General features: G+C 66.4%; 28 protein-coding genes and 1 tRNA gene. 14 read left to right on the top strand and 15 right to left on the bottom strand.

All coding sequences use genetic code 11. The annotated features are described in order from the left end of the window. Nucleotides 1-15 precede the first annotated feature (15 nt). The 3 genes from BJ998_RS21780 to BJ998_RS21790 all read right to left on the bottom strand — a co-directional run bounded on the left by BJ998_RS21780 (nt 16) and on the right by BJ998_RS21790 (nt 2,715). A complete protein-coding gene (locus BJ998_RS21780) occupies nt 16-408 on the bottom strand; it encodes a hypothetical protein (protein ID WP_184864353.1) in 393 nt (130 codons plus the stop codon). 40 nt (nt 409-448) lie between these two features. Then, nucleotides 449-1,993 (bottom strand): cell division protein FtsK, encoded by a 1,545-nt coding sequence (locus BJ998_RS21785; protein WP_184864355.1) that lies wholly within the window; start codon nt 1,991-1,993, stop codon nt 449-451. Between the two features lie 371 nt (nt 1,994-2,364). Beyond that, nucleotides 2,365-2,715, bottom strand: coding sequence for a hypothetical protein (locus BJ998_RS21790; RefSeq protein WP_184864356.1), 351 nt, complete (start codon nt 2,713-2,715; stop codon nt 2,365-2,367). Nucleotides 2,716-2,849: 134 nt separating this feature from the next. Here BJ998_RS21790 and BJ998_RS21795 point away from each other — a divergent pair, with 134 nt between their 5' ends. Continuing rightward, on the top strand, nt 2,850-3,248 hold the full coding sequence (locus BJ998_RS21795; RefSeq protein WP_184864358.1) for a GntR family transcriptional regulator: 399 nt from the start codon (nt 2,850-2,852) through the stop codon (nt 3,246-3,248). A gap of 129 nt (nt 3,249-3,377) precedes the next feature. On the opposite strand, the gene BJ998_RS21800 is transcribed toward BJ998_RS21795, so the two are convergent. From BJ998_RS21800 to BJ998_RS21810, 3 genes are all read right to left on the bottom strand, one after another. After that, a complete protein-coding gene (locus BJ998_RS21800) occupies nt 3,378-3,848 on the bottom strand; it encodes a hypothetical protein (protein WP_184863740.1) in 471 nt (156 codons plus the stop codon). A 100-nt stretch (nt 3,849-3,948) separates the two neighbouring features. Then, entirely contained in the window at nt 3,949-4,185 is a 237-nt protein-coding gene (locus BJ998_RS21805) for a hypothetical protein (protein WP_184863738.1), read from the bottom strand. Next, nucleotides 4,185-4,415 carry a hypothetical protein gene (locus BJ998_RS21810; RefSeq protein WP_246489984.1) on the bottom strand — a complete coding sequence of 77 codons (231 nt, stop codon included), beginning with the start codon at nt 4,413-4,415 and terminating at the stop codon, nt 4,185-4,187. The genes BJ998_RS21805 and BJ998_RS21810 overlap by 1 nt, the downstream gene beginning before the upstream one ends. Nucleotides 4,416-4,632: 217 nt before the next feature. Between BJ998_RS21810 and BJ998_RS21815 the strand changes: the two genes are divergently transcribed. Then, a complete protein-coding gene (locus tag BJ998_RS21815; RefSeq protein WP_184864360.1) occupies nt 4,633-5,376 on the top strand; it encodes a DUF5919 domain-containing protein in 744 nt (247 codons plus the stop codon). Between the two features lie 9 nt (nt 5,377-5,385). Further along, nucleotides 5,386-5,856: an NUDIX hydrolase gene (locus BJ998_RS21820; RefSeq protein ID WP_184864362.1), complete on the top strand. Its 471-nt coding sequence runs from the start codon at nt 5,386-5,388 to the stop codon at nt 5,854-5,856. On the opposite strand, the gene BJ998_RS21825 is transcribed toward BJ998_RS21820, so the two are convergent. The 3 genes from BJ998_RS21825 to BJ998_RS21835 form a co-directional block, all read right to left on the bottom strand. After that, entirely contained in the window at nt 5,847-6,404 is a 558-nt protein-coding gene (locus BJ998_RS21825) for an HD domain-containing protein (protein WP_312890269.1), read from the bottom strand. The two genes, BJ998_RS21820 and BJ998_RS21825, sit on opposite strands and share 10 nt — an antisense overlap. Nucleotides 6,405-6,771: 367 nt before the next feature. After that, complete coding sequence (locus BJ998_RS21830; protein ID WP_221338087.1) at nt 6,772-7,695, bottom strand: DNA adenine methylase; 924 nt, start codon at nt 7,693-7,695, stop codon at nt 6,772-6,774. Next, on the bottom strand, nt 7,692-9,206 hold the full coding sequence (locus tag BJ998_RS21835) for a hypothetical protein (RefSeq protein WP_184864366.1): 1,515 nt from the start codon (nt 9,204-9,206) through the stop codon (nt 7,692-7,694). Before BJ998_RS21835 ends, BJ998_RS21830 begins: the two co-directional genes overlap by 4 nt. A 965-nt stretch (nt 9,207-10,171) precedes the next feature. Between BJ998_RS21835 and BJ998_RS21840 the strand changes: the two genes are divergently transcribed. The 4 genes from BJ998_RS21840 to BJ998_RS21855 all read left to right on the top strand — a co-directional run bounded on the left by BJ998_RS21840 (nt 10,172) and on the right by BJ998_RS21855 (nt 11,942). Beyond that, entirely contained in the window at nt 10,172-10,561 is a 390-nt protein-coding gene (locus BJ998_RS21840) for a PPOX class F420-dependent oxidoreductase (protein ID WP_221338088.1), read from the top strand. Between the two features lie 64 nt (nt 10,562-10,625). Further along, complete coding sequence (locus BJ998_RS21845; protein WP_184864370.1) at nt 10,626-10,796, top strand: hypothetical protein; 171 nt, start codon at nt 10,626-10,628, stop codon at nt 10,794-10,796. A gap of 47 nt (nt 10,797-10,843) precedes the next feature. Continuing rightward, nucleotides 10,844-11,560: a polysaccharide deacetylase family protein gene (locus tag BJ998_RS21850; RefSeq protein ID WP_184864372.1), complete on the top strand. Its 717-nt coding sequence runs from the start codon at nt 10,844-10,846 to the stop codon at nt 11,558-11,560. A gap of 229 nt (nt 11,561-11,789) precedes the next feature. Next, nucleotides 11,790-11,942 (top strand): hypothetical protein, encoded by a 153-nt coding sequence (locus BJ998_RS21855; protein ID WP_184864374.1) that lies wholly within the window; start codon nt 11,790-11,792, stop codon nt 11,940-11,942. A gap of 30 nt (nt 11,943-11,972) precedes the next feature. Here BJ998_RS21855 and BJ998_RS21860 read toward each other — a convergent pair whose 3' ends face one another. Both BJ998_RS21860 and BJ998_RS21865 read right to left on the bottom strand, forming a co-directional pair. Then, nucleotides 11,973-13,415 (bottom strand): ATP-grasp domain-containing protein, encoded by a 1,443-nt coding sequence (locus BJ998_RS21860; RefSeq protein WP_184864376.1) that lies wholly within the window; start codon nt 13,413-13,415, stop codon nt 11,973-11,975. A gap of 114 nt (nt 13,416-13,529) precedes the next feature. Beyond that, nucleotides 13,530-13,913, bottom strand: a complete 384-nt coding sequence (locus tag BJ998_RS21865; RefSeq protein WP_184869230.1) for a hypothetical protein — start codon at nt 13,911-13,913, stop codon at nt 13,530-13,532. A 58-nt stretch (nt 13,914-13,971) separates the two neighbouring features. Between BJ998_RS21865 and BJ998_RS21870 the strand changes: the two genes are divergently transcribed. From BJ998_RS21870 to htpX, 4 genes are read left to right on the top strand one after another with little or no spacing between them, the layout of a single operon-like run. Then, nucleotides 13,972-14,397 (top strand): NADH-quinone oxidoreductase subunit B, encoded by a 426-nt coding sequence (locus BJ998_RS21870; protein ID WP_312890270.1) that lies wholly within the window; start codon nt 13,972-13,974, stop codon nt 14,395-14,397. After that, entirely contained in the window at nt 14,394-14,975 is a 582-nt protein-coding gene (locus BJ998_RS21875) for an NADH-quinone oxidoreductase subunit C (RefSeq protein WP_184864380.1), read from the top strand. Before BJ998_RS21870 ends, BJ998_RS21875 begins: the two co-directional genes overlap by 4 nt. Then, nucleotides 14,972-15,502 (top strand): 4Fe-4S binding protein, encoded by a 531-nt coding sequence (locus BJ998_RS21880; protein WP_184864382.1) that lies wholly within the window; start codon nt 14,972-14,974, stop codon nt 15,500-15,502. The genes BJ998_RS21875 and BJ998_RS21880 overlap by 4 nt, the downstream gene beginning before the upstream one ends. 4 nt (nt 15,503-15,506) lie before the next feature. Beyond that, on the top strand, nt 15,507-16,373 hold the full coding sequence (gene htpX / locus BJ998_RS21885) for a zinc metalloprotease HtpX (protein WP_184864383.1): 867 nt from the start codon (nt 15,507-15,509) through the stop codon (nt 16,371-16,373). 102 nt (nt 16,374-16,475) lie between these two features. Here the strand turns inward: htpX and rfbA are convergent, their stop codons facing one another. Together rfbA and BJ998_RS21895 are read right to left on the bottom strand one after the other, a co-directional pair. Further along, nucleotides 16,476-17,369, bottom strand: a complete 894-nt coding sequence (rfbA, locus tag BJ998_RS21890) for a glucose-1-phosphate thymidylyltransferase RfbA (RefSeq protein ID WP_184864384.1) — start codon at nt 17,367-17,369, stop codon at nt 16,476-16,478. Between the two features lie 11 nt (nt 17,370-17,380). Beyond that, nucleotides 17,381-17,872, bottom strand: coding sequence for a YajQ family cyclic di-GMP-binding protein (locus tag BJ998_RS21895; RefSeq protein ID WP_184864385.1), 492 nt, complete (start codon nt 17,870-17,872; stop codon nt 17,381-17,383). A gap of 130 nt (nt 17,873-18,002) precedes the next feature. On the opposite strand from BJ998_RS21895, the gene BJ998_RS21900 reads away from it, so the two are divergent. Both BJ998_RS21900 and BJ998_RS21905 read left to right on the top strand, forming a co-directional pair. Continuing rightward, nucleotides 18,003-18,083, top strand: a tRNA-Tyr gene (locus BJ998_RS21900). Between the two features lie 1,588 nt (nt 18,084-19,671). Next, nucleotides 19,672-20,145, top strand: coding sequence for a hypothetical protein (locus BJ998_RS21905; RefSeq protein WP_184864386.1), 474 nt, complete (start codon nt 19,672-19,674; stop codon nt 20,143-20,145). A 1,185-nt stretch (nt 20,146-21,330) separates the two neighbouring features. On the opposite strand, the gene BJ998_RS21910 is transcribed toward BJ998_RS21905, so the two are convergent. Further along, complete coding sequence (locus BJ998_RS21910) at nt 21,331-21,786, bottom strand: hypothetical protein (protein WP_184864387.1); 456 nt, start codon at nt 21,784-21,786, stop codon at nt 21,331-21,333. Nucleotides 21,787-21,961: 175 nt separating this feature from the next. On the opposite strand from BJ998_RS21910, the gene BJ998_RS21915 reads away from it, so the two are divergent. Then, entirely contained in the window at nt 21,962-22,894 is a 933-nt protein-coding gene (locus tag BJ998_RS21915; protein ID WP_184864388.1) for a TIGR03621 family F420-dependent LLM class oxidoreductase, read from the top strand. A gap of 27 nt (nt 22,895-22,921) precedes the next feature. On the opposite strand, the gene BJ998_RS49215 is transcribed toward BJ998_RS21915, so the two are convergent. Next, entirely contained in the window at nt 22,922-23,818 is an 897-nt protein-coding gene (locus BJ998_RS49215; RefSeq protein ID WP_184864389.1) for a GNAT family N-acetyltransferase, read from the bottom strand. Nucleotides 23,819-23,899: the final 81 nt, after the last annotated feature.

The raw sequence follows: 23,899 nt of genomic DNA on the forward strand, positions 1-23,899 counted from the left end.
CCTCCCCTCTCTGCGTCAGGCAGCGTCCTGCTGGAGAAGGTCAGCGAGCAGGTACACCTCGTCCGGCGTGACGGACTCGGTCTCACCCGGCGCGAGCCGCACCAGGCCGTCAACGTGCGGGTACGGGATTCCGCCGTAGACCGTCACGGATGTTCCGCTGTCGGTTCGGCCCGACAGGTGGATATGCAGGCTGTCGGACCCTGGAGTTCGCCACTGCCGACCGGTGACCCCGTTCAGGGCCTGTGCCCAGCGGAGCAGGTTCACTAGGTGCGTCACGTCGTCCGTGTTGAAGGGCTGCACGTCGATCCGGTCCGGAGCGATGTGGAAGTTCACCGAACTGGGCTCCGGAAGGTCCCTGCCCGCGAAGTGGGAACGGTAGGCGCTCATGAGCTTGTCCAGAGTGGACATGGCAGACTGCCTTTCCTTAGAAGTCAACGGTTTCAGCGGCTCACGCGACGGCATCTGTCTGACCGGCAGCCGGCAGCGCGAGAACCTGCCCGCGCGCCGTGACGTACTGCTCCAACTCCTTGATCGAGGGGTCGGAGTTCCAGCCGATCCGGACGCGCATCGGTTCCCGGACGCCTTCCCCGAACACGTAGCCGACGCCCTTGCCCTGCGGCGTCTGCGGAATCCGATGTGCCCAGGCCCCGCGCTTGACGGCGTCATCGCCGAGGACCATGTCGACCTGCTGTTCGGTCGGCACCCGCAGGCACAGCCGCCGCGTGAAAAGGTCCCGGAACGCCACGGTGTCCTTGGCGGGGTCTTGCACGTATCCGCGAAGGCACACGCCCAGCGCGGCCGCCTGCGTCAGCAGCAGCCCGACCCGCTGATCGAGCTTGGCCTTGACCTGGGAGCCGGCGTACTTCGACAACGCCGCGATTTCGTCGAACTCGACCATGTGCAGCGGCTGCTCACGCGAGATGGTGACCTTGCGCGCCTTGCCCCGCAGCTCAGCCTTGCGAGCATTGGCGATGTCGATCAGGTGGTCGAGCAGTTCGAGGGCGCCGGCCGCCGTGTCGGTGTAGGTGGCGAACACCGTGCGCCCGTAGGCCAGCTCAACGCCCTTGGGGTCGATCGCGTGCGCCACGACCAGGCCGTCACGCAGCGCCGGAGCGACCGAGCGCAGAACCTGCCAGGTGAACGAGTTCTTGCCCGCCCGCGACTCCGCGCCCACCAACCAGTGGCAGGCCAGAAGCGGCACATGCCAGGGCCGGGAGTACTCGCTCAGCCCCGCGTAGACCCGTTCCAGGTCAACATCGGTGCCGGCAGCGTCGACGTCCAACTTGCCGCAGTCGACCAGCGAGGCCAGCACATCGCGTCGTTGGAAGTCCAGTGACACCGTCGACGGCCCGAGCTGCCGCACCAGGCACCGATCCGCACCGCGAGCGACCGCCAGCGCCCGCGTGGACTGCTCGACGTCCTCCACGGTCAACCCGGGCACCAGGCGGACGATCACCTCGTCCCACGACGGCCCCGACCGCACCGCCTTGATCGACGGCAGCCCCAGCTCAGCCTGATTCTCTCCACGGGCATAGACCGCCAACCCGCAGGAGCGGACCCAGTTCTTCCATCGCGGCTGGTAGACCGTCCACCGCAGCCACCAGGACCGCAGCCGCCGGCCGATGAAGCGCTCGAAGGTGGTCACGTGTTCGTGCCACCAGACGACACAGCCCAACGCAGCCGTGACCAGGGCAATCACCAGCGGCACCCACCCAACCAGCGAGACCAGATAGGCCACCGCGAGCACGCCGACCGTGGTCCGCCAGAACCGCCGGACCGTCGACAGCACCCACCACACGGCCACGCCCAAGCCCTTGATTGCCTTGCACAGCAGGAAAATCACGGCGGCGATCTCCAGCACGGCCGCAAGGATCTTCCCGAGCCACCGCATCACGAAGAACGCCACGGCACCCGCAGCGACCACGCCGAGGACCAGCAGGACATCTCCCGCCGATCCGGGGGTCGCGCTGGACGCGGCCAGCACGATGCCCATAGCCTCACCCCTGCTTCCTTTGCGAAAGGGAAGACCCCGGACCAGGGGAAGGTGCCGTGCGGCGTGGTTCGTTGGCTGCGAGACGCTACATAGGCGATCACCCCTGGTTCGGGGCCGAATCTGTCAGCCGAGCGAGGCAAGGAAGCCTTGCCGCACAACGTGTTCACGCTCGCCTGGCCGCCCTCTTGGTCGACCACGAAGACCCCCGGGCACCTGTGCGACCGGGGGCCAACGAAGCCACCGGTGCGCTACGACAGCACCGGTTTCAGGCATGGTTCGGCCCACTGTGGAATTGACAAAGAACAAGCAGCCCAAGAAGAACGGCTTAGATGATCAGTGAGGAAACAGTCCTAGACCGGGATCGGCGAGGATCAGGCCACCGGCTTGAGACCGGCTGCCTTGAAGGCGATGCCAGACACGGTCTCGCCCTTGTCGTTCTTGAAGGAGTACGGCGTGACCGTCGCGTCGATCAGCTCGACGTAGGTGCCGTCCTCGAAGCCCTCTCCGGGGTCGGCGGTCAGGGTCACCTTGATCTCTTCGCCCTTCGGGGCCTTCTGCCCAGCCGCCGGTCGCTGCTTCGCGAACAGTCCGACCACGAACATCGTGACGCCGTTCTGGTCGGTGACGAACTCGTCCCGCCCGTCCACGGTGCGCGTCTTCATCGCCGGCTCCTCCGTGACCATGAGCTTGTAGCCGCTCAGGTTCACCGGGATCTGCTGCATGGCCTTGCCTCCTGGAGTCGTTCTCAACCCGACGAGAATGACACTACCAGCTGTACTAGCAGTGTTAGTACTGCAACCTCTGGTCCGATCGGGTGATATGTATCTCTGCTAGCTATGGCGGTACAGTCATGACCATGACCTTGGACCCGACCGACCGGCGACCGGCGTACCAACAGATCGCTGACGATCTCCGCCAGTTCATCGCGTCGGACGCGGTGGGGATCAACGACAAGCTTCCGTCGCTCACCGAGCTGACCGAGAAGTACGGCCGTGCCGTGATGACCATCCGCAAGGCGCTCGACAGCTTGCAGGATGAGGGCCTGGTCGTGACGCGCCACGGTGAGGGCACCTACGTCGTACAGAAGCCAGCAGCTCACGCTGAGCCGGTGACGACCCCGCGTGAGCTGCTGGACAGTTTCCGTCGTATGAGCGAATCGTTGGCCGAGATCACCGACCGTCTTGCGGCCGTCGAGTCGGCGGTGTTCGGTCAGTCAGGCCCAGGTGCTCCTCGACGCGATCAAGGCGACGACTGACCTCCCTGAGCTGGGCTTCCACTCGCGAGGACAGGGCGCGCAACTCGTTCCAGTCCTCCTCAGTCCACTGCACTTCGTTCGCCACCCTTGTCCCCTCGACGTGCATGGTTCTGTGACCGCGTCCCGCTGCTAGCTCGCCCTGCCGACCATCAAGCTGTCGCCGCGACGCTGCTGGCCCTGCGCGATGCTCCGCTCCCAATCAGCCCCCTGCTTGAACTTCTTGGTTAGCGCTTCGAGCACGGCCAGGCGCGCGGCATACCAGTGCGCCTTCTCGTCGACGAGCTCCGGCTCAGCGCCGAGCCCTGACAGCAGACCGGCCAGTTCAGCTGGTCCGAGCGCCTTCGCGGCGTGACGGCCAGCCACCAGGTCTGGCCTGTTGTCCTTGAGCTGCCGACGCACCGCTTTCGCTTCGACGCTGTACAGCTCGGCCATCGCCACGCAGGCAGCAGCCAGCGCGAAGTGCAGCGCAGCCTTGTTCAACACCCAACCGACACGCGTGGCTATCGAGGCGACGCCGTCGGGGCGCCGGGCCTCGCAGAGCTTTGCCACAAGTTCCAACAACTCACGGCGGTGTTTGGACGTCTTCAGCTCGTCCGGCAAGCCAGCAGCTCGCACCTCCACGGCACGATTGCGAACTGTGCTTGTGTGCGGCATCTCTAGATCTCCTTGTGGAATGGCACGAGCCGAAGCAGATCGGCCATCAGCCCTCGCCCCGCTTGACGAGCCAGGTGACGTGTTTCGCCATCAACGGCAGGAGTCGAGCAACAAGCCGCGCCGCGACGTCCCGGGCCAACACCAGGTTCAACTGGTCGGCCCCATCGCCGAACCTCACCGTCACGTGGAACTCACTGACGTCCGTCACCGTCACCGGAACCTGTGACCACCCGACCTCTGCCACCATCGGCTTGCCGTCTTTCTCGCGGCACAGCACCAGCATCAGGACACCCCCTTCCCGGTCTCCGCCGCCGCAAGGCCGGCACGGCCCTGTCGAATGGCCTCCTCCAGGTGGTCCAAGGCCCGACGGTCGATGATCAAGGCAACCGGGAACGCCTTGCCGAGCTTGATCTCGACCCGATCCGCGAACGGCAACGCGTTGGCCCGCATCGGCAGGTCCGCCGTCAGGTGGACGTGCACCAGGTCGCGCATCTCGCCGTCCTGCCCGGTCACGCGTTCGCAATGGACAGGAAGGCCGCGGATCGGCCCCTCTCGTTCCGGCTCCCAGATGAAGTGGTCATCGCGTCGTCTCCCATCTGCTCGCCGGGTACTCCGGCGTTCGCTTCAAGGTCCACTTTCGGCGGAAAGCCAGGACGTGAGCACCGCCCGACGGGATTTCTGAGGACGTCCTGCTAGCCTCAAGTCGTCCCTACTTGTCCCTGGAGCCGAGATGGCAAACGAGCGCCTACGCGATGCTCTGCTGCGCAACGGGCTGACGCCGGAGCAGGTAGCGAATGGCATCGGGGTCGATCCGAAGACCGTCGAGCGCTGGATCACCAAGGGACGAACGCCGTACGCGAAGCATCGGCACGCCATCGCGGCGTTGGTCCGCGAAGCCGAGAACTACCTCTGGCCGAACGCCGTCGCGCCCGAGCGGGCGACGGAGATCGGCGGCTCCGAGGTCATCAAGGTCTATCCCCACCGCAACTCGGTCCCGCGCGAGCTGTGGTCGCGGCTGATCGACAACGCCGCCGAAGAGGTTGAGGTGCTGGTCTACGTGGGGATGTTCCTCACCGAGGACCGCAACCTGATCAAGATCTTTCGGGAGAAGGCACAGGCCGGCGCGCGGATCCGCCTGTTGTTCGGCGACCCGGCCAGCCGAGAAGTCGCCCGCCGCAGCACGGAGGAGGGGATCGGCAAGAACGCCATCGCGGCCAAGATCGGCCAGGCCCTCGCGTTCTTCCGACCGCTCGACGGCGTGCCCGGCATCGACATCCGGTGCCACGGCACCACGCTCTACAACTCGCTCTACCGGTTCGACGACGAGATGATCGTCAACCCGCACATCTACGGATTCCAGGCCGCCCACGCGCCTGCCCTCCACCTGCGCCGGCTGTCAGCGGGCGACCTGTTCGACTCCTACTCGGAGAGCTTCGAGACCGTGTGGAAGGCAGCCAAGCCGCCCAAGTGGTAGGCAAGACCTGTGCCGAAGAGGGACTACCTGGACGACCCTGCCGCGCCGAAGGCGAACAGCATCGTCCCCGCCGCAAGCGCTTTCGTGCAGGACGAGGCCGGCCGTGTGCTGATGATCCGGCGGACCGACAACGACCTCTGGGCCATCCCCGGCGGCGGCCAGGACGTGGGGGAGACCATCGCCCAGACCGCCGTCCGGGAAACCCTCGAAGAGACCGGCATCGACATCGAGATCACGGGTTTGGTCGGCATCTACTCGAACCCCGCACACGTCATCAGCTACGACGACGGCGAGGTCCGGCAGGAGTTCTCCGTCTGCTTCCGCGCCCGCCCGGTCGGAGGCGAGCCTCAAACGAGCAGCGAGTCCCGCGAAGTTCATTGGGTCGAGCCGGCCGACCTGGACGACCTGAACATCCACCCGTCCGTCCGGCTCCGCATCGACCACGGGCTAACCGGATCGGCCGCCCCGTACTACGACTGACCGAGCCCCGCGGCTTTCAGCCGTTCGTTCGTGCGCTCGACCGCGCCCAGCAGCTCCGGCCACGCCCAGCGGATGAAGCACGACACCAGATCTTCCGGTCCGTAGCGCTGCTGAATCTCCGCGACCCGGTCCGTGATCGTCGTACGCGTGCCGTCCGGCGTCGTCGTCATGTCCGCCCACCACAGCGCGTCCCGCAACGGCGTCTTCTCGTCCTCAAACTTCGCCAGCTCCGCCGACAGCCCACGTAGCTCCGCCTCAAGCACCGCGCAGGAGTGATGCGCCACCAGGTGTACCAGCCGATCCGGTGCGTTGATCGCCCTCAGGTACCGCGCCCCGTCGAGCGGGTGAAACCGGGTCTCGGCGATGTTCGGCGCATAGCCCACGTCGTGCAACACAGCCGCCGCAACCACCAGCTCGCCGTCATCCCCAAACAGGGCAGCTGATCGACGTGCCTGTTCAGCGACGCCTTGGACGTGAGCCCATCGTCTCGGCAAGGGCGCCTGAAGCAGACCCTGCGCCACCTTGTACGCCCACGCCACCAGCTCCACGGCGATCATCCTAGAAGTCGCTGCTGTGGCCCCGTGTTCACAGTTTCTTCTCTTCATCAAGGCGCGCCGCCGGCGGCGGCGCGCTGGTCACCTTGGCAGCTCATGGCGTGGCCGCAAGCCCGGAAGGGCGCGCGACGGGGCCCCTGCCTTCGGCGGCCCCGCGCGACCCTTCCGGCCGCGGCCAACCGGTGCGCACGTTCGCCGGCCGCCGATAGCAAGAGCTTCAGTCCTATCCATCGAAGAACAGCGGTCTGCAGTCGCCACACGCCCAGATGATCACCCGTTAGCACCAGCTACGGCGCAACACAGCACTTCATTAACCCTGGAGATCAATTTAACTTAAGCCCAATAGGATCGTCACCGCGAATCAAGCTTCTACGGCTAGTCGCAACTGATTGGCCTTCGCCCTGGAGATTCCCGCAGGCGATGCAACCTGTGGAATCATTAGGTTCTCCGAAAAGAACATAACTTCGGCGCCGCTAGCAACAGTCGAAGCGCTATATCCCAGCGAGTAGCGTATGTTAGGATACCCATTATAAAGCGAAAGAATCTCAGGTGCGGCGTCGTAGGACACGATCCAGCGTGTTTCCAAGCGTTTGATGAGGTCGCAAATCTTTACGTGATCATCATGCTGATAGAAGTTATCGTAGAGACGGGCGCCTTTTACGTAGTAAGGTGGATCAAGATATAGCAACCTGGTGTACTTGCTGTCACTGTCGACGTCGCGCAGGAGTTTGGCCGCGTCTTTTCTAGTGACAGAGATACGGCTCTTATAGCTCGCTATTTTACGCACTCGCTCACACAGTGCATCTCGATTGAACCTGGCGTCGATCTTCCAGTTGCCCTGCTGATTGAGGCCGCCAATTACGCCGCCGCGCGTGATAATTCCTGATCGATTCGTCCTATTTAGAAAGAAAGTAGCGAACCCCAAGTCCTCGGGAGAGGACTTGGGGTTCTCGTACGTTTCCTTTTGTTGTCGCCACTCGTCGACGTCTAGCTTGACCGCTTGAATTCGGTCGCACAGCTTTTCTGCGTCAGTCAGTGCCAGCTTCCAGAAAGCGTGCACTCCCTTATTTAGATCGTTGATGCGGATCCTATCGGCATAGCCGTCGAAAAGTAGGGCGAGAGCCACACTTGCGCCTCCGGCATATGGCTCGATGTACTCAACATTCGAAAGCGAGTTATGTGAGATGAGAAGCTTGAGGAAATTGCTAACTTTAGCCTTGCCTCCAGGGTAGCGCAATGGCGACGGGTAGCGTTCCTGCGTCTCCGCAAGCTTCACCTTTTTCACCTAACCCAAATCTGCTGGATGAACGGCTGCAACTCGTCCCAGCAAGTGCGAATTTCTGACGGCCTCGGGAAAACGTAAGGATTATGAACGTACTGATTCAACGTTGTAGTGGAAATGGAGAACGGACTCTTGCCCTCCGTCACCTTGATCACCGACTTTTCGAGCTGCTCACCGATCTTCCCTGCAGTGCGCATATGTTCAGCGGCCGACTTCATTCGCTTCGCGAGCGCAGTGTTACGCCGTTCATCTTCGGTCATCACGCTCTCGCGGATCAAGTACTCATCAACGCTCAACTCGACAAAGACGCGGAGTAGTACCGCGCATGCGTTTGCATACTCCTCGACATCAAGCTTGAGCAATTCGTGGTATATTCCCTTAATCCGCGCGTTGGTGACCTTGAGATTGCACGTCCGTGGAATTGTGAACGACCGCGGCCTCGAAATTCGCGCGCTACCCGGCGTAGTGTTCGAAGGGGTAGGATTCGCTGGGGTCGACTTTTCTGTCCCATCCGTTTCCTTGGGGCGAACCAGGCTTCCATTGCTGCCCGAAGCGCCCTTCGTTACGTCTACGGTGGATCCCACGGCAGGGCCAGAGACGTCAGGCCCACTCGCAGGGCTCGAACCGTCGACGGTCGCGCCCGATTTAACGCTGGGCTCTTCTGCAGTTGAAACCTCAGCTACCACAGAGAGTTCATTTAGAGCTATAGCCTCAGGTAGCCGTGTGCTCGGATCTGGTAGATCGATTGGCAAAAAATCGTCGATGTACTTACTTCGATCATCCTCGTAGTACACGTCGGTTACCTTTATGTCACCCGTACGAAGATCGTTGACGATCTTGCGTAGTCCCTTGTAAATCTCGGGGCCAGGGTAGGATGAATAAAGAACTCCACGCCTCAGCTCGAGTCCGAGGGCGTCCCGAACGGTCCTCGTTGAAATTAGGCGCTGGAGCGTCGTGATGATCTTGTTTGTTCCGGCAACGGCAGGTGCTACCCGGTCAACGAAATCTATAACCTGACCGGCAGGTGCCCGCTTTGCGTCAGATCCATGACGACTCTTAAACCGGTCCTTCTCGTCGGCGCCCCACTCGACAAGACCTGTGCCATTGTTTGCTCCCGTATGCCTACGCTCAATCCAAGGCCAGGCGTCATCCTCTGTTGCAAATAGCACGCACGTGACTGAATTGATGGGCGACTCCAGGAAGCGCTCGGACAGGCCGCGCAGTTTCCGCAGCTTTGCAGGTGGCAGCGCCCCGTCGACGATGCGGGGGTCATGCAGTGCCTTAAGCGCCAGCGTGCGCCGATTCCCTTCCAACACCTTGTAGTGGTTGGCAACTTCGGGATCGGCCACAACAGCGGGAACTGTGAGCGGGTCCAGTCCGCGCTCAACGATGTCTTCCGCTAGTGCTACGACATGATCCCCCGCAACACGTGCAAGTGCGCGGTATGTAGATTCCTGGTCAGGCTGAATTTCGGTCAGTCGAGAATTTGCCTGATCGAGCAGAAGCTTAGACACGCTGATCCTCTTTGTTGGCAAATCCATAACCTGACCTGGCCCCTCCGCTACTCTCGTGGCTACTTGCCGGCGGCTAGCCTACCGCATTGCATGCCGAAAGCACATTCAAAATGCAGAGCCCCCGGCTGCCCTCCTACCTCCCTCGCCCACACGATGGGCATGCGAAGTCGGTCGAGACGCGGGACAGAGGTACCTCTCACCTAGGCGCAATCAAGCATCCAAACGGCCGTCTTTCACCTGTTTGTGCTGGTAGTGACTCGGTGCGGCAACGGATGGGCTTGCGCTCCTAGCGCCTGCATGCAGGTACTAGGACTCGGAACTACGGTCAAGCATCTGCACCAACTCGAGATGCTGGAGCCGCTGATCCGTAGCCTGGACACGACTGCGAGCATCGAAGGCGACACCCCAGGTAGTGGGCGAGTTGCAAGTCGGCCTCCAGTGCACCTGTTTGCACTCCAACTGGCCCTAGGCAGGGTATTACCAGCGCAAATGCCGCAGGCTGCCAGCGTTGGGGAAGTCCTCGCCGGACGGGCAGGCCAACAGGATGGATGCGGACTGCGGCAGGCTGCGGTTCGGGAGCGGCCTTGACCGCGCCATCCCGTCGACCTCCCGGAGGGCAATCACACGCATCAAGGGGGCGCTCCCAGCCGGAGCCGGTAGTCCTGCCCGCATGTGCCCCCTTGACACGCGTGATCGGGCGTTGCCAGGTCGACGGGATGGCGCGAGGCCACTCCCTTGTGGTCGGGAAGCCAGGCGCGGCCGACGTCGATCGCCGCCGGTAGGGGAGTGGCAGCGCGGAACATGTGCGGAATACGACCCGGCGCGCAATCCCGCAGGGTGGTAAAAATGCAGGTCAGGGCCCTGAGTCGTTAGATCAGCAAGGGCTGCACCATGGAGCTCCGGGACTGACCGGCGACTTCCGCCCCGATCGGAAGATCGCCGGCCTCGGCCGCGTTGCTGTGTCCATGGAACTCGACGAGGACACGCGCGCTCTGCTGGACGGCAAGAACTTCGCCACCGTCGCCACGCTCGACGGCGACGGTGGCCCGCACACCTCCGTCGTGTGGATCGCGCGCGACGGTGACGCCGTGCTGTTCTCCGTCACGGCGAAGCGCCAGAAGGCCCGCAACCTCGCCCGCGATCCCCGGATCAGCCTGACTGTCTTCGACGTCGCGAACCCGTACCACTCCGTCGACATCCGCGGCACCGCCGAGCTGATCGAGGACCCCGAGAAGTCCCTGCCCCGCAGGCTCTCCCAGAAGTATCTCGGCGAGGACCCGCGGCCCGAGCCGGCCGAGCTGCGGCGCCTGATCGTGCGGGTGACCCCGCACAAGGTCACCGGCTTCTCCGTCTGACCGCCGGCGGTTCCACATCGAAATAGTGAGGCAGCCCCGGCGATGTCCGGGGAGGCTGGGTCCCATGAGGGACAGATTCCGGGACGCGATGCGGCTGATGCGGGGGCATGATCCGCAGCTGTGGGAGGACGGCTTCCACACACTGCGCCCGCACGCCGCCGACGAGGACGCGGCGTTCCGCGGCTGGGCCAGGCGCGGCCTGGAGCTGTTGGACGGCCGGGAGTCACGGAACTGATCGCCGGCGCCGCGCAACCCGACGCACAGCCCCCGCGTCGGCCGGACATGCGCAAGGTGCTGATCATCTCCGCGGTGGTGCTGCTGGTGCTGGTCGGCGGCGGTGTCGGGCTGTACCTGCTGATGAACGCCCGCACGTTCCAGCTCTTCGGTGGCCTGACGTACCGGGTGGACACCGAGCAGAAGGTGGTCGCGCTGACCTTCGACGACGGCCCGTCCGACAAGGCCCCGTCGATCGAGAAGGCCCTGTCCGACCTGCACGTGCCGGCGACGTTCTTCCTCATCGGCTCGGAGATCGAGAAGCACCCGGGGGTGGCCGAGCAGCTGGTGGCGCAGGGCCACCAGCTGGCCAACCACTCGTACACGCACACCCGGATGGTGTTCGTCGGCGCCGATTTCGTGGCCTCGGAGATCGAACGCACCGATGCCCTGATCCGCAAGGCGGGCTACGGCGGCGACATCGTGTTCCGCCCGCCGTACAGCAAGAAGCTCTACCAGCTGCCGCGCTACCTGTCCGACCACGACCGGAAGACGATCACCTGGGACGTGGAGCCCGACTCCGACGCCGGCGACCCGGCCTCCGACGACCCCAACGCCATCGCGCGCACGACGCTGGACCAGGTGCGGCCGGGCTCGATCATCCTGCTGCACCCCTGGAACGCCGACCACGACGCCGACCTCGCCGCCCTGCCCCGCATCGTGGACGGCCTGCGCGCCAAGGGGTATCGGTTCGTCACGGTGAACGAACTGCTGGCCGCCCACTGATCAACGCGATAACCTGTTCCCGGCGGGATCCACGGGCTTCGGGAGGTCCTACTGACCGGCTGGCGGGTGTTGGCGTTCCACCTTTTCATGTCGCATTAAGTGGTCAGCCGATCCTGCCCAAAATCCGACCAGATTCGCCGTCGACGCGGTGCTGTGTGCGCTGGCAGCAGCCCTGGTGGTCTTCGCGGGGACTGTCGCCTTCGGGCTCGCCCGGCGCGTCCTTGGCCGGATGCCTCGGCCGCCAACCGAGGTGCGGAACACGGTCGCCCACAACGAGGGCGGCGTAGTCGTCCAGGCCGGCACCATCAACGGCGACATCATCGTCCAGCGCTGCGACTGTCGTAAGGACCCGGACGACAGCTGCCGGCCACCCGACGGGTGACCGGCAGCTGGTCCACTCTGGACGGTGTCCTCACGCCGTGACGGCGGCCTGCTCCACGACGGCCATCAGCTCGTCGACGTCCGACTCGGCGACGGCCAGCGCCGGCTCCAACCGGCCCAGCCCGGTGCACCAGTCCTGGTCCGCCAGGGCGAACGCGGACACCACCAGCGGCGCGGCGGCCCGGCCGGAACGCACCATGTCCTGGAACAGGTCCAGCTCCAGCCGCCCGCCGATGCGGCCGGGCCTGAGCCGCAGCGTCCCATGTGGAGCCTCGTCCTCGTGCGCCCACCGGCACGCCCACTCGGTCCACACCACCGGGCGCTCCACCTCGTGGGTCGGCGACACGGCCTTCACGTTGGCGCCGATGGAGCTGATGCGGTTGGCGTCGGCCGCGCCGACCAGCATGTCCTCGAACTCCATGGACGTCATGCCGATGTCGTACCCGGCCACGAGCGCCACCTGCACGAGGGCGATCGGCACCTGCGGCAGCGCGTCCTCGAAGCACGTCATCGCGCCGCCGTAACGGGTGTTGATCTCCGTCGGCCGGAAGCCGTCCGCGGTGGCGACGCCGTCGAGGGTGAACGTGCCCCGGTAGCCGACGGTGGTGCGCAGCTGCTCACCCACCCGCCGGGCCAGGTTGCGCATCTCGTCACGGATGTGCGCGGGCGGGTCGTAGAAGCTGGCGCACCCGGCGTACAGGAAGCGCGCCGACTCGGTGCGCCGCGGCACGACCATCTCGATCGGACGCAGCACGGCGGTGCCGTCCGGGAACACGATCCCGTGCACGGACACCGGGATCCCCTCCAGGAACGGCATCACCCGGATGAAGTCGCACTTCGGCGCGAGGTGCCGGAACACCCGCCTGGCCTCGGACCGGGTCCGCACCCGGCGCACGAAGTTGGCCCCGCCGTTGATCGCCGGCCCGTCTCCGGACCACACCACGCCCCAGCCGTTGTCCAGCAGCGTGGACGCCTCCCACAGCGAGGTGAACGACTCGCTGCCGGCGTCGAACACGGCCGCCGGCGCGTGCGGCACGGACAGGTCCCGCCACAGCGAGTCGATCGTCGTCTTGTTCTCCAGCGCAACCCATTCGGGCTGCCGGCAGTTGAGCACGGGACGGCCGCCGACCTCGGGCAGCGTCATGTAGTGCGAGCCGATCACCAGTGCGTCGCCCGTCGGATCGAACTCGCGCAGCGCCCCGGCCAGCTCCGGGGTGGGACTGCTCAGCGCTTCCTCAAGGCCCATCTGTTCCATGGCGATCAGACCGCTGATGCCCAGCGGCAGCCAGGTGGCCACCTGCGGGTCGTACAGCGGGGCGGAATCGTCCGTGCTGATCACGAGCGTGCGGTCGGCGCCGAGGTGCTGCAGTTCCTGCACACGCCTGGACAGCCGGGTACCGCCGGCGAGGACGACCTTGCGGCCGCCGAACAGACCACGGAGGCGCTCGGAGAGCGCGCGAAACTGATGATCCATAGTCATGGACTCACTTAGCTGAAGTGCCTTGAGCCCGGCGAGCGCCGGATGCTTCGAAGCATAGAGCCCGCCGCCGGGTCGCCAAAAGCACGGTCTCGCAACGGTATCGGGGCCTCAGCGGGAGATCAGCCGGTCCGCCCGCGGGGTCGGCATCAACATCACCATTCGGTTCACGCTGCCGGGCGCCTTCAGCCACGTTCCCGGGTCGGCGAGCACCTCGTCGATCTCCTGGTCGTCCAGCTCGGGGGCGTCCGCCCAGATCGCGTTGCACGGCTCCCTGATCTCGACCAGCCCCCGGTCGATCAGGTCCCGCACCACGCGGCGGAACCGGGGGATCAGCTCCTTGATCGCCTCCTCGTCGGTGCCCGGGATCCAGACCGTGCCGCACCGCTCGGAGTGACCGAGGAAATCGGAGATCACCCCGTTGAGGTAGGCCTCCTCAATTGTGTTGATCATGACCCAGTACTCTTCGGGCCCGAGTTCCTCCCAGAAGCTCACGCGCCCATCTTCGCCACCGGCACAAGCCCCGCCATTGGCACGTCTAGGCTTGCCCTTCGTGACCACGACGACGTCGACCGTTCGGCTCAACTGGGGCACCCGGTACGAGGTGACGGTGCTCGACCTGGGACTGGCCTGCTGCGGCGTCGAGGTGATGGCCGCGCTGCACGGCCGCGGGGACGACGCCCCGGAACCGGTGCCGGCGGGTGCCCCCGAGGTGGCGCACGTGCTCGTGGTGTCCGGAACCGTTACCGACGTGATGCTGCCGGCGGTCCTCGCGAGCTACGAGGCGATGCCCGAGCCGAAGTACGTGCTCTCGGTCGGCGCATGCAGCAACACCGGCGGCCCGTACTGGGATTCCTACTGCGTCACCAAGGGAATCGACCAGATGTTGCCGGTCGACGTCGCCGTTCCCGGCTGCCCGCCGCGCCCCGAGGCGCTGCTGGACGGGCTGCGGGCGCTGCACCGGATGGTGACGTCATGACCGCCGCATCCGGCGAACTCGCCGCGCGAATGGCTGACTTGCTGCCGTCCGCCGCAACCAGGTCCGCCTTCGCTCAGTCCGTTGTCACCGTGCCGCTCAACGATTGGGTGGACGCCGCGCGGCTGGCCCGTGACGAACTCGGCTGCGTGCTGTTCGACTGGCTCGGCGCCGAGGACGCCGGCCGCCCCGGGTCCGCGGGCGAGCGCCACACCGTGCTGCTGCACGTCGTCGACCCGGCGACCCGCGACGGCCTGTTGCTGCGCACCGAGGTTGGTGACGGCGAGGAGCTCCCGAGCGTCGCCCACGTCTGGGCCGGCGCAGCCTGGCACGAACGTGAGGCGGCCGAGATGTTCGGCATCGCACTCGCCGGTCCCCAACCGGCGCACCTGCTGCTGTCCGAGACGTTCGCAGGGCACCCACTCCGCAAGGACTTCGTGCTGGCGTCCCGTGTCGTGCGGCCTTGGCCCGGCGCCCTGGAACCCGGCGAGTCCACCGCCGCGCCCAGCCGCCGCCGACTCGCCCCGCCCGGAGTCCCCGACCCCTCCTGGGGCCCGCGCCGAGAGGAGGACCCGTCATGACCGAGCAGTCGCCGCCGAGTCCTGATCGTGGCGAGGACAGCGCCGCCACCGGGCAGCTGCCGCCCCGCACCCGCGGCGTGATCGCGCTGCTCGAGGCCAACTGCACGGTGTGCATGATCTGCGCCCGCGAGTGTCCCGACTGGTGCATCCACATCGACTCGCACACCGAGACCGTGCGGCAGGAGGGCGCGGCCCGGCCTCGGCAGCAGAACGTGCTGGACCGGTTCGCCATCGACTACGGCCAGTGCCTGTACTGCGGCATCTGCGTCGAGGTCTGCCCCTTCGACGCGCTGCACTGGGCGCCCGAGCACGACTACCCCGGGACCGGCGAGCACGCCGTCGCCGAACTCGTGCACGAACGCGTCGACCTGGGAAAATGGGTCGAGCAGGTGCCGCCGCCACCGCCGCTGGACGCGGCCGCCGAAGCCGCGCCCGAGGCCGCGCCGGGACGCCCGGCGCGGGGCGCCCCCGGAACTGGGACCAGGCCGGGAGCGTTGTCAGAAAGGACGCGACGACCCGGAGGCTGAGAAGGTGCACAAGCACGTCAACGGGTTGAAGACGGCGCTGCTGCTCGGCGCGCTCAGCGGCCTGATCCTGCTGATCGGCCAGTTCTTCGGCCGGACCGGGCTGCTGATCGGCCTCGTGGTGGCCCTCGGCATGAACGCCTACGCCTACTTCAACTCCGACAAGCTGGCGCTGCGTGCCATGCACGCGCGGCCCGTGTCGCAGGTGGAGCAGCCGGCGATGTACCGGATCGTGCGTGAACTGGCCACCTCCGCGCGGCAGCCGATGCCGCGGCTGTACATCAGCCCCACCCAGGCCCCCAACGCGTTCGCCACCGGCCGCAACCCCGCCAACGCCGCCGTCTGCTGCACCGTCGGCATCCTCGAACTGCTCGACGAGCGCGAGCTGCGCGCCGTCCTCGGGCACGAGCTGTCGCACGTCTACAACCGCGACATCCTCATCTCCTGCGTCGCTGGCGCGCTGGCCAGCGTCGTGTCCGTGCTGGCCAACCTCGCCATGTTCGCCGGCATCTTCGGCAGCAACGACGAGGACCGCCCCAACCCCGTCGCGCTCCTGCTCATCGCCCTCGTCGCCCCCCTCGCCGCCGGCATCGTGCAGATGTCGGTCAGCCGCTCGCGGGAGTTCCAGGCCGACCAGTCCGGCGCCGAGCTCACCGGCGACCCCCTCGGCCTGGCCTCCGCCCTGCGCAAGCTCGAGCACGGCACCCAGGCGGCGCCGCTGCCCCCCGACCCGTCGCTGGTCTCCCAGTCGCACCTGATGATTGCCAGCCCGTTCCGAGCCGGCGAGGCCGGCGCCCGCCTGTTCTCCACCCACCCCCCGATCAGCGAGCGCATCCGCCGCCTGGAGGACATGGCCCGCCACGGCTTCCGCTAGGCAGAGCGGTGCTCCCGTTCGACCTTTCACCCCAGCCCACGAACACAGAACGGCCGCCGGACCCGTTGGGGCCGGCGGCCGTCGTGCTTGCTGATCTGGTGGTCAGGCGGGGGTCGACGGCACGGCGCCCGCGGAGACTGCGACCTCCATCACGTACTGGCCGTAGCCGGACTTCGCCAGCTTCTGGCCCAGGGCGTAGCAGGCGTCCGCGTCGATGTAGCCCATCCGCAGCGCGATCTCCTCGAGACAGGCGATGCGCACGCCCTGGCGGTGTTCGAGCACCTGCACGAACTGGCCGGCCTCCAGCAGCGAGTCGTGGGTGCCGGTGTCGAGCCAGGCGAAGCCACGACCCAGGTCCACCAGTCGGGCCCGGTCGCGCTCCAGGTAGATCCGGTTGACGTCGGTGATCTCCAGCTCGCCCCGCGCCGACGGCTGCAGGTTCTTGGAGATCTCCACCACGTCGTTGTCGTAGAAGTACAGGCCGGTGATGGCCTTGTTCGACCGCGGCTGCGCCGGCTTCTCCTCGATCGACACCAGCTTGCCGGTGGCGTCCACCTCGCCGACGCCGTAGCGCTCGGGGTCCCGAACCGGGTAGCCGAACAGCACGCAGCCGTCGATGCCCGCGACCTGCTTCTGCAGCATCGAGGCGAAGCCCTGGCCGTAGAAGATGTTGTCGCCGAGCACCAGCGCGACGCTGTCGTCGCCGACGAACTCCTCGCCGATGATGAACGCCTCGGCCAGGCCGTTGGGCTGCGGCTGCTCCGCGTAGCTCAGCGACAGCCCGAACTGGCTGCCGTCGCCCAGGAGCCGACGGAAGCTCGGCAGGTCGGCCGGCGTGGAGATGATCAGCACCTCACGAATGCCGGCCAGCATCAGCACCGACAACGGGTAGAAGATCATCGGCTTGTCGTAGACAGGCAGCAGCTGCTTCGACACGGCCTGCGTGATCGGATGCAACCGGGTGCCGCTGCCCCCGGCCAGGACGATGCCCTTCATGACCCGTTCCCCTAGCGGTAGTTCGTGAACTGGAGGGCGATCTCGAAGTCCTTGGACTTCAGCAGCGCGATCACGGCCTGGAGATCGTCCTTCTTCTTCGCCGACACCCGCAGCTGGTCGCCCTGGATCTGCGCCTGCACGCCCTTGGGGCCCTCGTCACGGATCGCCTTCGAGATCTTCTTGGCCTTGTCCGACTCGATGCCCTGCACGATCCGGCCGGTGACCTTGTAGATCTTGCCGGACACCGCGGGCTCGCCCACCTCGAACGCCTTCAGCGAGATGTTGCGCTTGATCAACTTCTCCTTGAAGACCTCGACCGCCGCCACGCAGCGCTCCTCGGTCTCCGCCTGGATCGTGATCGCCTCCTCGCCCGACCAGGCCACCGACGCCCCTGTGCCCCGGAAGTCGAACCGCGTCGACAACTCCTTGCCGGCCTGGTTCACCGCGTTGTCGACCTCCTGTCGGTCGACCTTGCTCACCACGTCGAACGACGGGTCCGCCACGAGTCCTGCACCTCCGCACACCGGTCCGGTAGACCCACGGAGGCTACCCGTAGGGATACCGGTTGGAGACCGCCCCCACGGGTTATGTATAGTTCTGCCCACGGACGCCACCACGGGTCCGCGAAGCCGAGCCAGGTTGCCCGAGCGGCCAAAGGGAGCTGACTGTAAATCAGCCGCGAAAGCTTCGGAGGTTCAAATCCTTCACCTGGCACGTGCACTGAGAACGGCCCGGTGACCTGCGACAGCAGGTCACCGGGCCGTTCTCTTACTGTCCGGCGAGTCCGCCGGAGTCCGACCCGTCTACACCTGGTTCTGCCGAATACCTGCCCGACCTTCGGCGGGCATCGACGTCGCTCCTCGGCCTGGGCGTGAGCAGCGCCTCGACCCGGGTCGGGCGCAGCCTGCTCGCCACCGTCGACGCACTGCCCGTATGTGTGCAGGGGCATCCGCGGGCGTCGCCCGCCACGTACACGTGACGGAGGTCATACAGCCGTTCGGCCAGAGGCGACGCGACACCCCAGGAGTGAATGCTTTCTCTCGCGTCTCGGACCAAGCGTCGTGTAGACCCTGCTGCCAAGCCTGCCGCCACGCGTCCCACGGAGCAGGTAACCCTCCTTGGTTGTGCCGTACCTGCTGATGTGCTGCCGGAGCATGTTGGTTAGCTCGGGACAACACGGGACTGTCCGGCTATTGGTCTCCGCACGGTGCTTCAGACTCGGTTCTTCGTTCGCTGCGCTATCCGTCCGCGCGGCCGCAACTTCCGGAGCAGCCTTCTCTCCAGGTGGCTGGTGCCCAGCATCCCGCTGGCAACGTGAAAACATCTTCGCGCAGGTTCAGAGCCTCTTCGGGCGGGGACGCGCACCGGTTGGCCACAGATCGCCGGTCGGCTCGCGCTTGCGTCGCCTTGGGTTTCTTTGTCCTCACCTCATCCAGCGAGGTCGCCAACTGGTCGACTGCTGCGCTTCGACCAGCAAGCGCTCCCGAGAAACCTGACGGTGTCTCAAGGCCGGAGTTCTGCGTGTCGAGCACCACAACGCAGTGACCGGTCGAGCACATCGACGCTTGATGTGCCGCGCTCGGCCGAGACCTTGGCGCGCGTTATCGGGATGAGCGACCAACTGGTTGTTCTCGGAGGCTGAACACCGGAGCAGCCGCATGGCGCTACATCTGGGTCGCCACAACGCCTTGGCGGTAGTCAGGTCGTACGCAGGTCCTGCTGAGCGGTTGCCGCTCGTCCATGCGGCCACCAGCAAGCTACGAGGGCTACGTGAAACCGCTGGTAGACAACTCACGCGATGAGATGGTGCGTGACAGTCGCCGCGTCGGGGTCGTCTCGGTTCTCCTGCTGCCGACCGGTGGCCGATGAGCGCCAGTGACGCATGTTGCCCGTTCCAGAAGCACGTTGTCGGCCGTACTACAGATGGCGCAGATGAGCAGATGTACGCCGAGGGACGTCTCCTTTTGCTCGCCTAACTGACTGACGAACCGTAAGTGAACCTCACCGAGAGGGGCTGGATCGCTTGGGGTGGCCATGAGAAAGCCGAAAATGTGATAACGATGCTGGGTGGGGTTTTACCGTGTGACCCCCTTGCGATCGCTGGCATGCAATGACGGATCGCTGGCATATGTGGTTATCGTAACCTGCAAGACTGTCGTTCTTGCGGCTCGTGTTGGAGCTTTCGCAACGTTCTCCGCAAAGAAGGAACCGTGCGGCGGTCGTCCACTGTTGACCGTCACGGTTATTTGTGAAGGTGGTAATGATGAATTCAAGGTGTTCCAAGCGACACCACAAGCTCGCCGTGATCGTCCGGTCCGGTCTCGCTCTGGCCCTGATGGCGACGAGCGCGTTCGGTGTGGCCGGTCAAGCGTCGGCCGCGACACAGTCGCAACCGGCTGCGCCCACGGCGGCCCGATCCACCAACGTCGTCCTGGCCAGCAACGTGGGTTGTCTGCTGGCCCGCGACATCACGCGGCTGGACAGGGGCCGGTGGACCATCGACCCGCCGGCAATCATCAGCTCAAAGGGACGTGGCACGTGGGAGACGGAGTCCAGGCTGCCACTCACCGGCACCGAGGGAACCGTCACCTACTTGACGACGGAATGCGCCGATCCGGCCCTGAACTACAAGACGGTCAGAGTGCACTGGAAGAATCCTTACGTCGGAAAGAACGAGTACGACGCGAACGGCACTGATCCCGCACTGCGGGTCACGTGGACTGAAGACGGGGGCAAGCACGCCCATGTAGTCTTCACTCTCGATAGCGCTACGTGATCTTCTCGGCGTCCTCGGGCTTCATCGATGGGGAGTCCCGATGGCGCACGTGATTCCGTTGGCCGAGGAGCCGCAATGGCCGGTGCATGATGCGGCAGGCTCAATGCATCGCTTCGGTGATGGTGCGACCCCGGCCAGGTGCAGGGTGACGACGAGGTTGCGCCGGCCGGCCATGACCCGCGGCCCGGATCGAATGCGGGAGTGATCCTCGCGGTAGACGGCGTCTCGGAGCCGGTGGAGCCCGTAGATCAACGCGTCTGACCGGGAGCCGGTCAAGATCTCAAGCACCTCCTTTCGCAAGTGGCTTGGGGTTGGCCGCGCTGCCGGCGACCGTGTCTGGCTGGTGGCCTGTAAACCAGCCGCGAAAGCTTCAGAGGTTCAATTCCTGCACCTGGCACGCGCGGGATGGGCGGGCTATGCCTGTGGAATACGCAGTCATAGCCCGCTTGCCGTGTCCTTCGAGGCGCTCGCCCCAAACCGCAGTGCAGGGGCTCCGCCTCCGGCGACCGGGATGCGGGCTCCGGACGGTTGTCGGCTCCGGTGTGAGGTCCTCCGGCTTCGCCCTGGCCTCATGTGAATGTCGGTGGGCATGGTTTGTCGTAGGCCGGTTGGGCTTTGTCCCTTGCCTGGTAAGGGTTCGGTGGGCCCTGGTTGCCTGTTGTGAGGCGTTGGAGTCTGCCTTCGCCGGGGTGGGCTGAGTTGGGCGTGCTCACACGCCTTGGGGTGATGTGAGTCCTACGGCGGTGGTGTGCCCGCCGGTTGGGGCTGGGCGGCACGGTCGTGTGCTCGGGGTCAGTCCTCAGTGGAGCGGGTTGGGTGGACCACTGCGATGGGGAATCGCTGCTCGCGTTCGAGCGGGAGCAAGCTCCGATCGGGCGCCGCTTGGTTGGGGGGCTCGTGGGGTGGCGATGTGCGCGGATGCGATGCGGCGCCGACGTGGTGGCGGAGTGGGATGTCGCGTGCGAGGCGCGGATGGCCGGCGTCTGAGCCGGCTCGGGGGATGGGGACGTGGTGAGAATGTGCGCGGAGAGCCCGGATGGGCTCGGGCGAAGGTGAACGTGTGCGGTGGCCAAGAGTTGAGGCGACCGCCGGGAGTGAGATGGCCGGCGCCTGGGGCTTCCCCTCCCAATGACGCCGGCCACGAGAGCAAGCGTAGCACGAGTTCGAACACAGGTTCGAGTGTTGTCATGGGTTTGTGATCTCCCGGTGGCCGCGGTCGGGGTCGTCGGGATCGAGGCCGAGATGGGTCAGCCGGGCCTTGATCGCGGCGCGGCTGCGGCCGAAGTGGTGGCCGAGCTCGGTGATCGGCTGCACGCCGTCCGTCCACAAACGACGGAGTTCGTCGTCCTGCTCGGAACTCCACGGCGTGCCGGCATTGGCCGGCGCCTGGCGCGATTTCGACGACACGCGGCCGCCGCCGCGCACGGTGGCCAGGCCCCGCAGGGTGGCCTCGATGAGTTGGCCGGCGGCGATCAGATCGGTGACCGGCAGGATGAAACTGCCCTCGGCGACCACGGCGCCGTCGGGCAGCTGGGCCTCTAGTTGGACGGTGACGGACAAGTCGGTGTCCATCTGGACGTGGACCGCGTAGCTGCGGTCTCCTATCTCTTCTTCGCCCCTGACTTGGACGCTTGTGCGCATGGGTGACCTCCCTGTGCGGCCACGCTAGGCGGGACGTCGTTGGCCGCGCTGAAGGCGCGATTCGGCGATCTTGCTTTGGGGCTGGATCCGCAGGTCGAGGCGTGTCAAGTCGGGGGTGGAACGCGACGGCCGAAAGCCGCCAGCACGGGTCCCTCGGGGTGGCGAGGATCGGTGCATGAGCGCTTTTCGATTCGGAGTGTTGGCGGAGACGGCGGGCAGCGTCGATGCGGTCGTGGCGACCGCGCGTCGGGCCGAGGAACTGGGCTACGACACCGTGTTGCTGCGCGACCACTTCGTGCCGGAGCCGTTCGGGGAACAGGTGGCACCGCTGATCGCCCTGGCCGCGGCGGCGGGCGCGACGAGCCGGCTGGGGGTGGGAACCCTGGTGCTGGACAACGACTATCGGCATCCGGTGATGCTGGCCAAGGAGGCGGCGACGCTGCAGCAGCTGTCGGGTGGCCGCTTCGAGCTGGGACTGGGCGCGGGTTGGCTACGCGTCGAGTACGAGGCGGCGGGCATGGCCTTCGACCGGGCCGGGGTGCGGGTCGGACGGCTGGAGGAGTCGGTGCGGGTGCTGAAGGAGTTGTTCGCGGGCAAGGAAGTCCGCTTCGAGGGCGAGCACTACCGGGTGGACGGCGTGACGAACTTCCCGCCGGTCGAGCGGGTGCCCCGGCTGCTGGTCGGGGCGGGCAGTCCACGGATGCTGCGGCTGGCCGGCCGGGAGGCGGACACGGTCGGAATCCTGGCCAAGGCATTGCCGGGCGGGACGATTTCCGACGCCATGGAGGAGCGACTTGGTGCCGCATTCGCAACGAAGGCGGACTTGGTTCGCGCCGAGGGCCGCGACGTGGAGATCAGCGCGGTGGTGTCGGTGGAGCTGTCCGACGACCCGCGCGTGGCGGCGGAGCGCTTCGCGATCGAACGCGGCTGGGGCGCCGGCGCCGCGGACCTTGTCGAGGACATGCCGGCGAAGTTCCTGGGCCCGCTCGACCACGTCGTGGAGCTCGCGCACCGGCGACGAGAACGGCTCGGACTGTCCTATTTGGTCGTGTCGGACCGCGAGTTCGAGGCGGCCGCCCCCATGGTGAAGGCGCTGACGGGCAGGTAGGCGTGGCCGTGCGAAGCGGCGGCGCGGTCAGGCGCGAATGGCCGGCCGGCGGTTCCAGCTGGTCCAGAGTGGACGGTAGCCGTGCAGGGACCAGAACGGCACGGAGCGGGGGTTGGCGACGCAGTAGTGCAGGAGCGTGACGGCGATGCCGGCGGCGTCCAGCTCGCGGTGGACGTGGCTGACGAGGGCGGAGCCGATGCCGGCGCCGCGGGTGTCGGAGCGGACGCCGCCGAGACCGAGGTAGGCGGCGGGGGCGGCGGAGGTGCGGCCGGCGATCCAGTCGGAGTGGGGCGGCAGGTCGACAGTGACGATGCCGACGGGGCGGTCGGAGACCTCGGCCAGCCAGATGCAGGGCTGCTCCCGGTCGATCATCTCGGCCATGTTCCGGCGGAGGCCGGACTCGGTGGAGGGGCGTTCGGTGAGGGCCCCGAACTGGGAGTCGTAGCGAACGACTTCCAGATCTAGTGCCACACACGCTGCCAAGTCCGCCTTCGTGGCGTGGCGGATGATGAGGCCGGGCACGGTCGGCGCCGGGCCGAACGAGCCTGCGCGGCGGACGGCGGTGGTGACGAGCGGGGCGAAGCCGTGGCGGACGAGGGCGAGCACGGCGGAGGTGTCCCGGCTCGGCCACGAGATCTGGGCGGCGCAGTCGTCGTCGCCGGGAGTGACGACCTTGGCCAGGTGCTCCTCCCAGCGGTCGAGCAGCGGCCCGAGGTCGGCGCCGGCCAGTCGCACGGTCAGCGTGTGCCGGCGCAGCGGGCCCCAGGTGGCGTCGAGTGCTTCGGAGTCGACCTCCTGGAACGCGGGCGCGCCCAGTGCACCGACGGTGTCGATCAGGTCCCCGGACAGCGGTGGGTCGGCCGGCAGCAGCGGATCGAGCAGGGCCAGGCGCGCGGCGTGCTGCCGCTCGACATCGATGTCCACGCGGAGTCATCCAACACCGGCGACGGGGCGAAGTCGCGGCCATTACTGACGGTGATCGACACGGGGTGTGATCGACGCATC

Source organism: Kutzneria kofuensis, assembly GCF_014203355.1.
Classification (GTDB): domain Bacteria; phylum Actinomycetota; class Actinomycetes; order Mycobacteriales; family Pseudonocardiaceae; genus Kutzneria; species Kutzneria kofuensis.

What these genes read in the sequence shown, in the direction of transcription:
- BJ998_RS21840 (WP_221338088.1), top strand. Translation starts at nt 10,172, where the DNA reads ATGGAACTCGACGAGGACACGCGCGCTCTGCTGGACGGCAAGAACTTC.
- BJ998_RS21795 (WP_184864358.1), top strand. Translation starts at nt 2,850, where the DNA reads ATGACCTTGGACCCGACCGACCGGCGACCGGCGTACCAACAGATCGCT.
- rfbA (WP_184864384.1), bottom strand. Translation starts at nt 17,369, where the DNA reads ATGAAGGGCATCGTCCTGGCCGGGGGCAGCGGCACCCGGTTGCATCCG.
- BJ998_RS21850 (WP_184864372.1), top strand. Translation starts at nt 10,844, where the DNA reads ATGCGCAAGGTGCTGATCATCTCCGCGGTGGTGCTGCTGGTGCTGGTC.
- BJ998_RS21845 (WP_184864370.1), top strand. Translation starts at nt 10,626, where the DNA reads ATGAGGGACAGATTCCGGGACGCGATGCGGCTGATGCGGGGGCATGAT.
- BJ998_RS21860 (WP_184864376.1), bottom strand. Translation starts at nt 13,415, where the DNA reads ATGGATCATCAGTTTCGCGCGCTCTCCGAGCGCCTCCGTGGTCTGTTC.
- BJ998_RS21880 (WP_184864382.1), top strand. Translation starts at nt 14,972, where the DNA reads ATGACCGAGCAGTCGCCGCCGAGTCCTGATCGTGGCGAGGACAGCGCC.
- BJ998_RS21785 (WP_184864355.1), bottom strand. Translation starts at nt 1,993, where the DNA reads ATGGGCATCGTGCTGGCCGCGTCCAGCGCGACCCCCGGATCGGCGGGA.
- BJ998_RS21780 (WP_184864353.1), bottom strand. Translation starts at nt 408, where the DNA reads ATGTCCACTCTGGACAAGCTCATGAGCGCCTACCGTTCCCACTTCGCG.
- BJ998_RS21790 (WP_184864356.1), bottom strand. Translation starts at nt 2,715, where the DNA reads ATGCAGCAGATCCCGGTGAACCTGAGCGGCTACAAGCTCATGGTCACG.
- BJ998_RS21875 (WP_184864380.1), top strand. Translation starts at nt 14,394, where the DNA reads ATGACCGCCGCATCCGGCGAACTCGCCGCGCGAATGGCTGACTTGCTG.
- BJ998_RS21910 (WP_184864387.1), bottom strand. Translation starts at nt 21,786, where the DNA reads ATGCGCACAAGCGTCCAAGTCAGGGGCGAAGAAGAGATAGGAGACCGC.
- BJ998_RS21805 (WP_184863738.1), bottom strand. Translation starts at nt 4,185, where the DNA reads ATGCTGGTGCTGTGCCGCGAGAAAGACGGCAAGCCGATGGTGGCAGAG.
- BJ998_RS21915 (WP_184864388.1), top strand. Translation starts at nt 21,962, where the DNA reads ATGAGCGCTTTTCGATTCGGAGTGTTGGCGGAGACGGCGGGCAGCGTC.
- BJ998_RS21855 (WP_184864374.1), top strand. Translation starts at nt 11,790, where the DNA reads ATGCCTCGGCCGCCAACCGAGGTGCGGAACACGGTCGCCCACAACGAG.
- BJ998_RS21815 (WP_184864360.1), top strand. Translation starts at nt 4,633, where the DNA reads ATGGCAAACGAGCGCCTACGCGATGCTCTGCTGCGCAACGGGCTGACG.